Annotated in this window: 13 protein-coding genes; 5 read left to right on the forward strand and 8 right to left on the reverse strand. The window is 39.5% G+C overall.

Going from position 1 to position 13,728, the window contains the following annotated elements; translation table 11 throughout:
* Nucleotides 1–3 precede the first annotated feature (3 nt).
* Nucleotides 4–993, reverse strand: a complete 990-nt coding sequence (locus tag LQ201_RS13545) for a helix-turn-helix transcriptional regulator (protein ID WP_230143076.1) — start codon at nt 991–993, stop codon at nt 4–6.
* A gap of 96 nt (nt 994–1,089) precedes the next feature.
* Between LQ201_RS13545 and LQ201_RS13550 the strand changes: the two genes are divergently transcribed.
* Nucleotides 1,090–1,821 (forward strand): hypothetical protein, encoded by a 732-nt coding sequence (locus LQ201_RS13550; RefSeq protein WP_230143078.1) that lies wholly within the window; start codon nt 1,090–1,092, stop codon nt 1,819–1,821.
* Nucleotides 1,822–1,823: 2 nt separating this feature from the next.
* On the opposite strand, the gene LQ201_RS13555 is transcribed toward LQ201_RS13550, so the two are convergent.
* From LQ201_RS13555 to ruvX, 7 genes are all read right to left on the reverse strand, one after another.
* Nucleotides 1,824–2,828 (reverse strand): DUF3078 domain-containing protein, encoded by a 1,005-nt coding sequence (locus tag LQ201_RS13555; protein ID WP_230143080.1) that lies wholly within the window; start codon nt 2,826–2,828, stop codon nt 1,824–1,826.
* A 94-nt stretch (nt 2,829–2,922) separates the two neighbouring features.
* Nucleotides 2,923–3,201, reverse strand: a complete 279-nt coding sequence (locus LQ201_RS13560) for a hypothetical protein (RefSeq protein WP_230143082.1) — start codon at nt 3,199–3,201, stop codon at nt 2,923–2,925.
* 41 nt (nt 3,202–3,242) lie between these two features.
* Nucleotides 3,243–3,995, reverse strand: a complete 753-nt coding sequence (locus LQ201_RS13565; protein WP_230143084.1) for a hypothetical protein — start codon at nt 3,993–3,995, stop codon at nt 3,243–3,245.
* Between the two features lie 48 nt (nt 3,996–4,043).
* Nucleotides 4,044–4,886 (reverse strand): glucosaminidase domain-containing protein, encoded by an 843-nt coding sequence (locus tag LQ201_RS13570; protein WP_230143086.1) that lies wholly within the window; start codon nt 4,884–4,886, stop codon nt 4,044–4,046.
* Between the two features lie 84 nt (nt 4,887–4,970).
* The gene (locus tag LQ201_RS13575; protein ID WP_230143088.1) at nt 4,971–5,645 is read right to left on the reverse strand and encodes a glucosaminidase domain-containing protein; all 675 of its coding nucleotides are present in this window, start codon (nt 5,643–5,645) and stop codon (nt 4,971–4,973) included.
* An 82-nt stretch (nt 5,646–5,727) separates the two neighbouring features.
* A complete protein-coding gene (locus LQ201_RS13580) occupies nt 5,728–6,363 on the reverse strand; it encodes an O-methyltransferase (protein WP_230143090.1) in 636 nt (211 codons plus the stop codon).
* 7 nt (nt 6,364–6,370) lie between these two features.
* A complete protein-coding gene (gene ruvX, locus LQ201_RS13585) occupies nt 6,371–6,787 on the reverse strand; it encodes a Holliday junction resolvase RuvX (protein ID WP_025141594.1) in 417 nt (138 codons plus the stop codon).
* 594 nt (nt 6,788–7,381) lie between these two features.
* On the opposite strand from ruvX, the gene LQ201_RS13590 reads away from it, so the two are divergent.
* The 4 genes from LQ201_RS13590 to LQ201_RS13605 all read left to right on the forward strand — a co-directional run bounded on the left by LQ201_RS13590 (nt 7,382) and on the right by LQ201_RS13605 (nt 13,526).
* Nucleotides 7,382–8,530 (forward strand): ATP-binding protein, encoded by a 1,149-nt coding sequence (locus tag LQ201_RS13590; RefSeq protein WP_230143091.1) that lies wholly within the window; start codon nt 7,382–7,384, stop codon nt 8,528–8,530.
* 1 nt (nt 8,531) lies between these two features.
* On the forward strand, nt 8,532–10,052 hold the full coding sequence (locus tag LQ201_RS13595; protein WP_230143093.1) for a regulatory iron-sulfur-containing complex subunit RicT: 1,521 nt from the start codon (nt 8,532–8,534) through the stop codon (nt 10,050–10,052).
* The gene (locus tag LQ201_RS13600; RefSeq protein WP_230143095.1) at nt 10,021–10,512 is read left to right on the forward strand and encodes a gliding motility lipoprotein GldH; all 492 of its coding nucleotides are present in this window, start codon (nt 10,021–10,023) and stop codon (nt 10,510–10,512) included. Before LQ201_RS13595 ends, LQ201_RS13600 begins: the two co-directional genes overlap by 32 nt.
* Nucleotides 10,513–10,667: 155 nt before the next feature.
* Nucleotides 10,668–13,526, forward strand: a complete 2,859-nt coding sequence (locus LQ201_RS13605; protein ID WP_230143097.1) for a TonB-dependent receptor — start codon at nt 10,668–10,670, stop codon at nt 13,524–13,526.
* Nucleotides 13,527–13,728: the final 202 nt, after the last annotated feature.

Here is a 13,728-nt window from a genome sequence, read left to right on the forward strand (position 1 = left end):
ACCTTACCTTGCTTTACCAGGGCTTACGCCGAATTTTTTACTAAAAGCACTGCTGAAATGCTGTACCGAAGAATAGCCCAGTTCGTCGGAAATATTCTTGATATTTTTGCTGCTATCGGCCAGAAGTTCTTTGGCCCGCATCAATTTATAATCGCTTAAATAGCCAAAAACGGTATTCTGGAAAACCTCTTTAAAGCCTTGTTTCAGTTTAAATTCATTTATGCCTGCAACCTTTGCCAATTCGGTTAAACATGGCGGATGATTGGCATTGGCTAACAAATATTCGCGTGCATAATAAATGCGGTCTTTATCGTAGGTGGATTTAATAGTAGAAGTGTTGGTTTTTTTTGCTGCAAGTTCAAAAGCCTGGGCTTGTAATGCCAAAAGTTCGAGGCATTTAGACTGCAGAAACAAGAGCTTTAATCCACCGGTAAACTGGCAGTTCATAATATCATTTATACAACTGTGCATGGCTAAGCTGATGGGCAGGTTTTCTGATGAAAGCTCTACCGAACGGTTGTTCATGATTTTGTCGGCAAAGTTTTTTAGCAAAGTGCTGCTTTCGCCAGTTAAATCAACAAAACGTGATCTTTCGAAATTTACCTCGAAAAATTTATGCGGACCCCCGACCGAAAATTCTGCCATCCCATCAAAATCAGGGCTGTAAATAATATTGTGCTGATTGGCTTTAATATCCAGGCGTTTGTTGGTGAGGTAATTTTCCATAATGCCACCGCCTGTAATTGAAAAATGAAGCTCAACCATATCGGGCTCATCAAAAGATTTAATGCGCAGGCGGCTCTTTTTCACAAGCATATCGCCGTAAACAATGTAAATACCCGAAAAAGCGATCTCCACAATCTCTGCATCGCCAAAGGGAAAGCTGTATTTGTCTCTTCTTTCGGTTACCAGTGCCTGATTAAATTCGTTATTGTCGAACTTGTTACCAACAATATAGTATTTATCGTCACCATCGTAAATGTTTAAAGCCATAAAATCCTTTTGATATAAACTTTAATCCTTTTGGTATAAAAAGATGCGTTTGTTAGACAACTACTTTTGTTCAAAGTTACTAAACAAAAGAATACGATGCCAAAATTACCATCATGGCTGGCCAACACAATGGAAAAAGTGATCAGCAATAAAATATATCAGGTAGAAGTTGTAGAAACTAAAATGTTAAGCAGCAACTTAAAGTGCGTTACCTTTAAAGGCGATTTTTTCGATGCTAAATTTATTCCTGGAATGGAAGTGCTGTTTAGGGTTAATGCCAATGAATATAGGCATTATACTTTATCTAGCTTTGATGAAGCGCACGAAACCTGCGAAGTTATTTTTTACTTAAACAGACAAGGGCCGGGCCATAGCTTGGCTGTGAACATCCAAAAAGGAGACCATTTGAAACTTATTGTAGATCGCGCGAAGGTAAAATACAATGAAGAATCCAATCAGCATTTCTTTTTTGGCGACGAAACCAGCCTGGGCCTGTACGAATCTCTTGGAAAAAAAGTGATCGACGAAGATGTTGAATACTTTGGAGTTTTGGAGCTTCAGGAAGAAAACCTGAGTTCTGTTGATCACCTTAAGTTATTGATCGATACCGTGCCTTCTGATGTAAATGCCCCAGCAATAAATGCCATTAACTGGATGGAAAATATGCATCCATTATGCTGGGAAATGTGGCAAAATGCTACTTTTTATTTAACTGGCAGGGCCAAATCGGTACAACAGTTTAAAAAATACCTAAAGCAAAGAGGCGTAAGTTTCAGGCAGATTATAACAATGCCGTATTGGGAAATAGGTAAGGTTGGTGGCGCCTAAACCTATCTGGGGAAGGTAAAGCCAAAACCCAGCGCTAAAGTTTGGTTCGCCTGTATTTTGTTTGTTCCCGTATCATCATCAAATAAAAGTACCCCTGTTAAACTGGTGTTCATAAAACGGTTAATTTTTGCTGTTAAAGCAATGTCTAACCTGTGGTCGATTTTACTTGCCTTAAAATCTTTATATGGAATGAACATGGCATATCGCGCTTTTAGATTTGTATTGGTAAAAATATCCTTATCGAAAGCACTTACAATTTGAAAAGCCAGTTCGTTTTTAAAGTTTTTTCCTTTTTCAACTGCATAAACCTCATTTTTATTGTCATAAACCGCAGTGTCGAGTACAAAAGTCTGTCTGGCTGTACCTGTACCAATCCGGGTTGAGAAATATTTAACGGGTTTATACTCAAAACCGATTGATTCGGTTAAATAACCTGGTGCCATAAATTTAGAAATCAAAACCTGTTGTTCATCTCCATTCCCATCCCTAAAGTATCTGAATCCTTTATCAAACTGAGATTCAAAACTTATCGATCCGAAAAAGAACCAGCTTTTAGAGAGTTGGAAAGAGGCTTTATTGTCCCAAAAAATACGGTCGTTGGTTTTCTTTTGCAGCTGATCTTTATTTTTGATTTTACCATATTGCAAAACAAGTTCACTGATATAGCTATAGCTGTTTTTATTATATTCTGCTTTCCAGTTTAGTAAGCCACCAACAGCCACAGAGTTGGTACCCCCACCTTTCCAGTTGTTACTAAACTGGGCCTGGTTAACATTGATACCGATGTTGGTTCTTGTTTTCCAATAATTAATCTTGGCGTTTACCACCAAAGGCTTAATTTTTACCGGTTCAAAGTTTAATGGTCCTTGTCTGCTCGGCAAAGGACTACGTTTTAACTTTATATTCAGGTCTTTTGTATTGATCGGAATAGTATCAATTTCCTGTGCATATAATTTGGTAGAGCAGAAACTTAGAATCAGGATTATGGCAGCTAAACAGTTCTTCATTACCTACAAAGAAAACGAAAAATTTTAGAGATAAAAAGCATTTAACAAAATGATTGTCAGATTGACAATTGAATTGGAGGTGAAAACTATTGTTTCAGATCTTTTTAAACCAGCCGTACCAATTTCCCCTTTTTAGGTAATTTAAATCATTTTCATTTTCATAGGCTTCCTGCTCAAAAACGATGTTACGGTAGGCTAAATCATGGTTTCGGCATTTAATAAGATTAACCAGGTAGTTAACCAGATATAAAATATAAAAAGGGAAAATAAGCAATTCTAATTGCTGGCGTAAGTGGATTTTTTCGTGGTTAATAATGATCGGATCACTTTTAAACCGCGGCGATTTTAACAAGATAAATGGAAAGATTGCCATGCCCGCTGCCGGAAGTTTTTTAACGATTATAATTGGCACCCTCACAGCTTATCGATGGTTATTTTAGGCAATGGAGGCAATTGCAGTGCTTTCGGGTTTAACCTGTAGCTTTTGTAGGCATTTCTGATAAACTGGTTAAAAGAATAATCAGTAGCATCGAGCACAAACTGATAAGTTGGGCGGTATTGCTGCATAAAATCAATGAGTTCAGCATCTTTTATGCCTAATACCTGGCTAACCAGACTGGCACTGAAACGATAATCGATCAAGTCTTCACGATAGTCTTTTTCAAGAATTTTTTGAAGGTGGCGGGCATTTCTTCCTTGTCTGCTTAACAGATTATAGATCGCATCGATACCTAAACCTACACCGCCGTTACCTAAATTCAATAAATCTTTACTACTTCCTTTCATGGTTTGGTAACGATATTCCTGAACATTTTTTTCGTATTGCTGCTGCGGACTTAATCTTTTTTGTTGAATAAGTACATCGCGCAGTCTTATGCCCAACGATCTGAGTTGAAAGTATGCGGCAGTTTGCCCCTTAAAAACAATAGTATCTACTCCATAGCCCGATAAAGCCGCAACTAAGGTATCACCCGGCAGCGCAAAGGTGCTAAACTCGCCCTTCGTATTGTTGTATAAACCATCACCTGTGCGGATGTTATAAATATAAACCTTGGCCAAACGCTGCTTGGTTTCTTTATCAATAACAATCCCCTGCACAGGTTTATTCTGTGCATGAAGCAACATAGAGAAGCCGAAAACAAGTATAAAGGGAAGAAAAAATTTCATTAAGCTACAAAACTACAAATATCTGGCAGGCTATGCTTGTACTTAACATTATTTAACCTTCAGTATCTGACCCAGTTTAATGGCGTCGGTACTCATTTCGTTCAGCATTTTTAACTGATCAACCGTTAAATTAAAACGTTTTGCAATATTATAGAGTGTATCTCCTTTAACAACGGTATAAGTACCATCGGCAAGAATGGGTTTAGCTCCGGCAGGTGGGGTTTCCACTGGCGTAAATTTAGCCTTTTCCTGCGGAATATTCTGGTTGATTTCTGAAAAGACACGATCCTCCCTGGCAATCTTTTGCTTTTCGCTTTCTGGTTGATCGTATTGGTAAAGCTGGTATTTTTCGATGGTATTGATCAATAAATCCGGATATTTTGGATTGGTGGCATATCCGGCTGTTTTTAATCCCTGCGCCCAACTTTTGTAGTCATTTTTGTCCAACTGGAAGAGAAAGCTGTAGCGTTTGCGCTTTAAAAACTCAGAGTGATCCCTGAAAGATTCGCGGGCATCTTTATATACCCTGAAACAGTCGTTTTTTTGATCATCGTCCCGGAAGTAGTTTTTTCCCTTCCAATCTGATGTACATTTAATGCCAAAATGATTGTTTGCGTATTTGGCCAGGTCGCTATTTCCACTGCCCGATTCTAAAATTCCCTGCGCCAATGTAATACTTGCAGGGATCCCGTTTGCATTCATTTCTTCAACTGCCACTCCTTTAAACTCATCAATGTAACTTAAAGTATTGTAACTTTTGTACGAATTGTTGTTGGCTTTGTTGGCTGCTTTTTCTATCTGTTTATTGTTTTTAGAAAATTTCCGTGTACCGCAAGAACTAAAAAATAGGAGGATTGCTGCTATGATGATGTAATGGCTGTATGAACGCATTGATGTTATGATTTGTTTAATCGGTTAATTGTTGGAATTGGTTAACTGTATGGCTTTATCGACTTTGGATTAATGACCCTAGACTCAAAACTTCAACTTCTGTCCTGGTTTTAAGTTCACTTTTTTTATGCCGTTTTTCTGCATGAGGGCTTTAACGGTGGTGCCTTTCTTTTTTGCAATTATACTTAGGTTGTCTCCAGGTTTTACGGTATAAGTTTTAGCTGTTCTTCTGCTTTTGCTGCGGCGGTGAACCGGTGCTGCATAAACAGGTTCTTCATATCCCTCTGGCCTTTCATCATATTGGTAGAGTTCGTATTTTTTAATTAAGCCAATTACCTGGCTGGCCCAGCTTCTACTGCTGGCATAACCGCAACGGCGGATTCCGTAAGCCCAGCCTTTGTAATCGTATTGATCGTATTTTTCGAAAAGATTATTAAAAGGCTTGCGGGTTTCCATAATTTCTACAAAATGGCTGTAAGATTCATCCGCATTTAAATAATCGCGATAGGATGAACGGATTTCGGCATTGTTATTCGGGCCTTTTACTCCAAAATGATTATTAAGGTGTTGTGCAATTTTACTGTTTCCTGCAGCCGATTCGTGTATGGCAACAGCTAAAATAACACTGGCTGGAATTTTATGATCGTGCATTAAACCCTGTGCATATTCTACATGCTCTGCAATATATTCTTCCGTATCTTGCGCGCTTGCAACAATCCCTGTTAAAAGGAGCAGACAAAAAGTAAAGATTTTCTTCATTTCTTTTTTGGTTAATAGACCATGGTTTAAATGGTTGATAGCCTTGGCTTATAAGCCATGAGCCATTAACTATATGCCATTATCAGTTCTTCCTAATCACAAACAAACCATCGCGAACAGGTAATATCAGTTTCTCAACCCGTTCATCTGCAGCTATTTTATCATTAAAACTAGTAATATTTCTGGTGTCTTTATCCTGTTTCTCCTGCAGTACTTTTCCACTCCATAGTACATTATCCACAATGATAATCCCGCCCGGACGAACGCGATCAAAAATCAGATCGTAATAAGTGCCATTGTTTTTCTTGTCGGCATCGATAAAAACAATGTCGAAAACTTCGTCTAAACCCGCTATTGTGGTGGTGGCATCGCCTAAGATATAGTTGATCTGATCATTAAATGCAGATTGCGCAAAGTTGTGGCGCACCATATCTTCCAATTCCTCATTAATATCCAGCGTATACAACAGGCCATCTTTGGTTAAACCTTCAGCAAGGCATAAAGTAGCATAACCGGTAAAAGTGCCGATTTCTAAAATCCTTTTAGGGGAAATCATTTTGCTCAGCATGCTCAAAACCCGGCCCTGATAGTGGCCAGATAACATGCGGGGCATTAAAACTTTAAGATTGGTTTCGCGGTCTATCTGTTGAAGCAATTCGCTTTCAGGCTCGCAATAGGCAATTAGTAAATCCTGCAAATCGTCGTTTATTAGGCTCATTTGTTGGTTATAAACGGTTACTTTCCATAAAATATTGTAAAATGATGGTTGCGGCAATGGTATCAACCCGATCTTTATCTCTTCTGTCCATTTTTTTTAGGCCACTCTGCATAATGGCCTGATGGGCAAGTTTAGAGGTAAAGCGTTCATCAACCCAATGTCTTGGGATATCGGGGAATGATTTTTTTAACAGTGTAGCAAAACCCTTTACATGTTGTGCCGAATCAGACGGAGAACCATCCATCTGTTTAGGATCGCCTAATACAAAAGCCTCCACCTGCTCGGTTAGCATATACTTTTTAACATATTCAATCACATCTTTCGGATGCACCGTATCCAGTCCTGTCGCGATAATCTGCAAGGGATCGGTTACCGCGATACCGATGCGTTTTGTTCCGTAATCAAATGCGAGGATCCGTGCCATAAAAATAGTTAAGCGTTGGGTGTTCGGCGTAAAGCGTTTAGCCCCGTTTAAAAAAATAAAGCCAAAGGTAAGGTTTTTGGAATAATAGGTAAACCTAAGCGGTAATGCTTTGGTAACGTGTATGTTATTGGTGTTTGTGGCTAAAAAAAATGATTTGTCCCATTTTTTGAAAAGCAAAATCTGTAGTACTTGGGAGTGTAGGGCCCTGCTGTATGCTTTAGCCCTCATGCTTCGGGGCTGCCGCTTCCATCAGGTTTTTTGATTCAGGCCTGTACGGTTTGGGTGAAGTTGGAGGGCGTATTATAACAGGGTATAAATATTGTTTAAAAATAAAAATCAATGATAAGGTTTTAGGAAATGGGTTTTTTAGCAAAAAGGCTTCTTCAGCCCCCATCTAAACTCTATTGCAGCGGCATCCCCAAATTAGTTCAATTTGGGATATAGCGGAAAGAGGGACTGAACTGAACAAAAGCATTACCGGAGCCTGCTTTTCTAAAAAATAAAATGTCGTTTTAATCTAAAAAATACAGATTCTGAAGCAAGTTCAGAATGACGAGGCCGTGAATCTCATATCTATTTCTTATTTTGCACCAAATGCAGTTTAAAGAAATCATCGGACAGGAAAGAGTGAAGCAACAATTGGTGCAAACGGTTAAGGAAAACCGCATTAGCCATGCGCAACTGTTTTTGTCGCCTGCTGGTTCTGGCGCTGTACCGCTGGCTATTGCCTACGCACAATACATTAATTGCCTTAACAAAGGCGAAAATGATAGTTGTGGCGAATGCTCGAGCTGTAGAAAATACGAACGTTTAATTCATCCCGATCTCCATTTCTCCTATCCTTTTTTTGCTTCTGCGAGTGTAAAAACCGCTGTAGATGTGCTGGAAGAATGGCGGGGTATGTTAATGCATGACCCTTATTTCGATATGGATATCTGGCGTTCTAAACTCGATGCAGCTAATAAACAGGCTAATATTAATATTGCCGAATGCCACGATATTATTAAAAAACTAAGTTATAAAGCCTTCGAAGCCGAAACCAAGGTTTTAATTATGTGGCTGCCCGAATATTTGGATAAAGCCGGAAATGCGCTGCTTAAATTAATTGAAGAGCCACCCGCAAATACTTTATTTATTTTAATTGCACAAAGCCAGGATCAGATTTTAACCACCATTTTATCCAGAACGCAAATTGTGAAAATCCCAAAACTTTCGTCGGAAGAAGTAACCGGGTATTTATTGAATTCGAGGGGATTAAGCGAGCGCCAGGCTATGGATTACTCATTTTTGGCCGATGGAAATTTAATTGAAGCAAAAGCACTGGCTGCCGATACGCAAAGTGATAGTTCTGGTACATTTACGGCCTGGTTGAGAATGGGTTTTGGCAACAAAGTGCCCGATCTGATCGAGTTTACTGACGAGGCCGCCAAGTGGGGAAGAGAAAACCAGAAGAATTTTTTAAAATATGGCGTAAATTATTTACGCGAGTGCTGTTTAATTTTAAGTGGTGCTGAAGAATTGGTGAAATTACCTCCCCTAACCTTCGAAACGGCTAAAAAACTCAGTACACACGTACTTACCTTGCCTATGGCAGAGGCTATAATCGGCGAACTGGAAAAGGCACATTACCACATTGAAAGAAACGCAAACCCGAAAATTCTGTTTTTAGATGTATCTTTACAATTGGTAAAAATTATCAAGTTTAAAACGCTCCCTGCGGGGACTCAATATATATACAATTAATATGGGATGTGGAAGTTGTTCAACAGGTGGTGGTTGCACCCCTAATGGATGCAAAAGTAATGGCTCATGTGGCACCGGTGGTTGCCAAACAATGGAAGTTCACGATTGGCTATCTAATTTGGATATGCCTTCTAATTATAAACCTTTTCAGGTTACAGAAATCAAATTTAAAGGCTCACGCAAAGAGTTTTTCCTTAATAACGATAACATTTACCTCGAAATTGGGGAACTGGTTGCCGTTGAAGGGCCAACTGGTGGTTTTGACGTGGGGCACGTTTCGCTTACGGGCGAACTGGTAAGGATCCAGATGAAACGCCGTAAAACGTCGCTTGATCAGGTAACCAAAAAAATCTACCGTAAGGCTACAGAAGCTGATGTAGAAAAATGGAATGCCGCTAAAGGGATGGAGTGGGAAACGATGCACAAAGCCCGTAAACTAGCCTTAGATCTTCGTTTACAGATGAAAATCAGTGATGTAGATTATCAGGCCGACAAAACCAAAGCCACTTTCTTTTATACAGCAGATGGACGTGTGGATTTTCGTGAGCTCATTAAAAAAATGGCGGAGAGTTTCCGTATCAGGATTGAAATGCGCCAGATCGGGATGCGTCAGGAAGCTGGCCGGCTAGGTGGAATTGGCTCCTGCGGTAGAGAGCTATGCTGCTCAACATGGTTAACCAACTTCAAAACCGTATCTACGGCTGCGGCGCGTTATCAAAACTTATCACTAAATACTTTAAAGCTTGCAGGGCAATGCGGTAAATTAAAATGCTGTTTAAACTATGAGCTGGATACCTATTTGGATGCTTTAAAAGACATTCCCGATAGAATTGAAAATCTTGATACTGAAGCTGGTTATGCCCGTCATCAAAAAACCGATATCTTCAAAAAAATCATGTGGTTCAGTTACCAGGGTGATGAAAACTGGATTCCTGTTAAAGCTGCGCGTGTAAAAGAGATCATGGCAATGAACAAGGCGGGCAAAAAAGCGCCTAACTTAAAAGAAGAGGCCGTTCAGATTGCTGCGCCAGTTGTAGTAGAAAAACCGTTCGATTATGAAAATGTAGTTGGTCAGGATAGTTTAACCCGTTTAGATGAACGCTCGAGGGGTAAAAACAACCAGAACAAAAACAATAATCAGAAAAACAGCCGCAGCAACAACCAAAATAAAAGAGAAAGAGTCCCTGTCGGAGAGAAAAATGCAGGCCCTAATAATAGAACTCAGCAACCTCAACAGGGTGTGCAGAAAGCTCAACAAGGCGGCAAACAACAGCCTAATGGACCAAAGCCACAACAGGCAGTGCCTAAACCACAGCATGTTAATGGGCCAAAACCTCAAAACAATAAGCCAAAACAACAGCAGCCACAAGCACAAAAGCCTGTAGTAAAAGCTGAAGGAAATGTAGCGGCCGAAGGTGTTAAACCAGAACAGAGCAAAAATAAAAACAGAAATAACCGTAGGAAAAACAATAACCGCCGAAACAATAATAATGGCTCAGAAAATAAACCTGCTGCTGAATAAAAAGCAAATAATTTTGCTTGGCTTTTTATTCGTTACTTCGCTATTTGTTGGCTGTACACCCAGCGTAATTGATAGTAACGTAGAAATCGCCAACCGCAGGTGGACCTACCGTAACCATATTTCGACACCGTTTGAGGTTAAGGATAATACTAAGGCCTACAACATTTATTTTAAGCTCAGACATACCGCCGATTATAAATATGCCAATATTTTTATCCTTGCGCATTTTAAAGATGGCAAAAAGATGATCACCCGGCGTTATCAATACAAACTCGCCAAAAATGATGGCGAATGGTTGGGCAGTGGTTCCGGGAATGTATTTAGTTATATCCTGCCGATGTTAACTAACTATCATTTTCCCCAAAATGGTAAGTTTGAGATCGAAATCGAGCAGAATATGCGTGATAACCCACTTTTAGAGATAAGTGATGTTGGTTTATTAGTTGAAGAGGCAAAATAAGTTTTGTTTTCATTTAACATCTTATTGATTATTTAACCCATTCTCATTGTTTATTTGTATTTGAGTGCGTTTTTCGAAATTTTATTTGGAAAAATTAGGTCTCGCACTAAATCTTTGTAATAAAATTGTTATTATTGTTTATAAACCTATGAACTATGATACGAATTTTACTCAAAAACATCCTACCCCTTCTTCTCATTTTAATTTCTACTCAATTATTTGCCCAAGGCTTAAAGGGTAAGGTAACAGACTCTGCAGGCTTAGCTATTCCAGGGGCTACAGTTCAGGTAGTTGGCTCAAAAATTGGAACATCATCTGATGGAAATGGGTTTTATGCCTTAAAATTTCCTTCACCCGGCCCTTATAAAGTGAGGATTTCTTTTACAGGCTATCAAACATCCGAAGTAGCTGTTCAGATCGACAATACCGTAAAAACGATGGATTTTGCATTGCAGGATGCGAAAGAACTGTTAAGTGATGTAGTTGTGGTTGGATCAAGATCAACGCCAAGAACGAACATCGAAAGCGTGGTTCCTGTTGATCTGATTTCTACTAAAGACGTTAAAGTATTTGCCCAAACAGATTTAACGCAGATTTTAAACTTTGTAGCGCCATCTTTTAGCTCTAACCGGCAAACCGTTGCTGATGGAACCGATCACATCGATCCTGCATCTTTACGCGGTTTAGGACCAGATCAGGTTTTGGTGCTGGTAAACGGAAAACGTAGGCATACTACAGCATTGGTAAACATTAACGGTACTTTCGGGCGGGGTTCTGTCGGAACCGATTTAAACTCCATCCCGGTTTCGGCAATAGAACGCATTGAAGTGTTACGTGATGGTGCTGCGGCGCAGTACGGTTCGGATGCCATTGCAGGGGTAATCAACATTGTGTTAAAAAAGGTAACACCGTATAGTTTTTCTACCTCTTTCGGTCAGTCTTCATCAAGTGCTTTAGGGCGCGACTTTAGCGATGGCAGAACCTTTCAGGTTGATTTTAGCAAAGGATGGGCATTTAAAAATGATAAAGGTTTCATCAATTTTGCGGCACAATACCTCCAAAGAGGCTATACCAACAGGGGCGGCTTAGATACCCGTCCGCTATTATATTCTGCAAGCCCAACTAAAGGTTCAACAGAAACCGAAGCTGATTTTCAAGCCCGTTTTGCAAGCTTAAAGGCTGCTGATGATGCAAGGGCAAGAGCAAACGGCTTGGATAGAAATAACATGCGCGTGGGTAACTCCGATTCGAAAAATGGAGGAGGTTTTTTAAACGGACAGTTTAATTTTGGTAAAACCACTCAATTGTACTATGCAGCTGGCTTTACCCATAAAACCGGAAGTGCGGCTGGGTTTTATCGCCTGCCAACACAAACAACACAGATTGATTTATCCATCTATCCTAATGGATTTTTGCCTTTCATCGATACCAAGATTAATGATTATTCATTCTCAGCCGGATTGAGGGGAAAAATAGGCACTTGGGATTACGACCTAAGTAATACAAGTGGAGAAAATACCATTGAGTTTAATATTGACAACACTGTAAATGCCTCATTACCAACAGGCACTAGCCCTACTTCGTTTTATGCAGGAGAATTGCTGTTCAGACAAAACACCAGTAATCTTGATTTAAGCAAAAAGCACATTATTGATGGTGGATTTTTAACTTCATTAAATACGGCATTTGGTGCTGAATTCAGGATAGATAATTACCAGATCAAAGAAGGTGAGCTTTTGTCCTATTCAAATGGTGGAAGATTGATCGGAACATCCCCTACGGCATCAGGAGCGCAGGTATTCCCAGGCTTTAAGCCCAGCAATGCATTGGATAAATCGAGGCACAACGTTGGTGCTTATGCCGATCTTGAAGCTGAATTTGGACCCCTGGTAACTTTAGGGGCCGCGGGCCGTTATGAAAATTACAGTGATTTTGGTTCTAACTTCTCGTATAAATTTACGGGCAAGGTTAAGCTTTTTGGTGATGTTTCGCTGCGGGGAGCTTATTCCACAGGATTTAGGGCACCATCTTTACACCAACAATATTTTAATAATGAGAGTACACAGTTTGTAGGCACCAATGCAACGCAGGTTTTAACTGTAAATAATGCAAATCCTATTGTGGCACAATTTGGTGTAGGCGCATTAAAACCTGAAATTTCAAAATCGGGAAGTTTAGGTTTAGCAGGCAAAATCGCCAAAACCTTTACTTTTACCGTCGATGCTTATAACATTGATATCAGCGACCGGATTGTTTTCTCCAGTCAGTATGCCCGCGAACGTGCTGGTGGTGTTTTAGTGCCAACTGGCGTAGTGAATCAGATTTTAAATACGGTAGATCCATCAGCACAAATTAACAGTGTACAGTTTTTTACCAACGCCATTACCACCAATACCGCAGGTATTGATGTGGTTTTAACCAATAGATTCAATTTGGGCGCAAAAAGCAGCTTAATTTTAAGTGTTGCCGGAAATGTAAACAAAACCGTGGTGAGAAGTATTCAGGGGTCTGATAAAATTGAAAGTGATCCAACATTAAAGGCTAAACTTTTCGATCGTTTGGAACGCTCCCGTTTTGAAAGTTCTGTGCCTAAAAACAAACTAAATATTACCGCAACCTATAATGTAAATAAACTATCGTTTGTGGCAAGAACAGTCCGTTTTGGCGAGGTTACCTATTTAAATGCTATCGATCCCAATGTTGCTGCCAATGGTTTGCCTATGCAATTGGATCAGACTTTTGCACCAAAATGGATAACTGATTTCTCAGTAAGTTATACAGCAAATAAAACCTGGTCTGCTACTGTGGGAGCCAATAATATTTTTGATGTTTATCCTGATAAATTATATATCGATCCGCGTAATAATGAAAATAATTTGAGCGGAAGCGCTGCGAGTAATTATTCTGGGGGATTAGACAATACCTCGAATGGTAGGTTTTTGTACTCAAGAGCCGTTAGCCAGTTTGGTTTTAGTGGTAGGTATGTGTATGGTAAAATTGCCTGTACTTTTTAACAATATTTAAATTAATCAGCTGTCTCGAATAAATTTAATTGTTCTAGTGAAAAATTATATTTAGATTTTTCGTCATTCCCAACCTGATTGGGAATCTTAATGCCAATGGAAACACGCATTAAGATTCCCGCATTCGCGAGAATGACGTAAGGTGAATAGAGTTTCGATAAGAATACGATTCAGTTCGAGACAGCTTTTTTTT

This window comes from Pedobacter sp. Bi126 (genome assembly GCF_918698245.1).
GTDB lineage: Bacteria > Bacteroidota > Bacteroidia > Sphingobacteriales > Sphingobacteriaceae > Pedobacter.

Coding starts and splice junctions, on each gene's coding strand:
- LQ201_RS13545 (WP_230143076.1), bottom strand. CDS start 993: ATGGCTTTAAACATTTACGATGGTGACGATAAATACTATATTGTTGGT.
- LQ201_RS13550 (WP_230143078.1), top strand. CDS start 1,090: ATGCCAAAATTACCATCATGGCTGGCCAACACAATGGAAAAAGTGATC.
- LQ201_RS13555 (WP_230143080.1), bottom strand. CDS start 2,828: ATGAAGAACTGTTTAGCTGCCATAATCCTGATTCTAAGTTTCTGCTCT.
- LQ201_RS13560 (WP_230143082.1), bottom strand. CDS start 3,201: ATGGCAATCTTTCCATTTATCTTGTTAAAATCGCCGCGGTTTAAAAGT.
- LQ201_RS13565 (WP_230143084.1), bottom strand. CDS start 3,995: ATGAAATTTTTTCTTCCCTTTATACTTGTTTTCGGCTTCTCTATGTTG.
- LQ201_RS13570 (WP_230143086.1), bottom strand. CDS start 4,886: ATGCGTTCATACAGCCATTACATCATCATAGCAGCAATCCTCCTATTT.
- LQ201_RS13575 (WP_230143088.1), bottom strand. CDS start 5,645: ATGAAGAAAATCTTTACTTTTTGTCTGCTCCTTTTAACAGGGATTGTT.
- LQ201_RS13580 (WP_230143090.1), bottom strand. CDS start 6,363: ATGAGCCTAATAAACGACGATTTGCAGGATTTACTAATTGCCTATTGC.
- ruvX (WP_025141594.1), bottom strand. CDS start 6,787: ATGGCACGGATCCTCGCATTTGATTACGGAACAAAACGCATCGGTATC.
- LQ201_RS13590 (WP_230143091.1), top strand. CDS start 7,382: ATGCAGTTTAAAGAAATCATCGGACAGGAAAGAGTGAAGCAACAATTG.
- LQ201_RS13595 (WP_230143093.1), top strand. CDS start 8,532: ATGGGATGTGGAAGTTGTTCAACAGGTGGTGGTTGCACCCCTAATGGA.
- LQ201_RS13600 (WP_230143095.1), top strand. CDS start 10,021: ATGGCTCAGAAAATAAACCTGCTGCTGAATAAAAAGCAAATAATTTTG.
- LQ201_RS13605 (WP_230143097.1), top strand. CDS start 10,668: ATGATACGAATTTTACTCAAAAACATCCTACCCCTTCTTCTCATTTTA.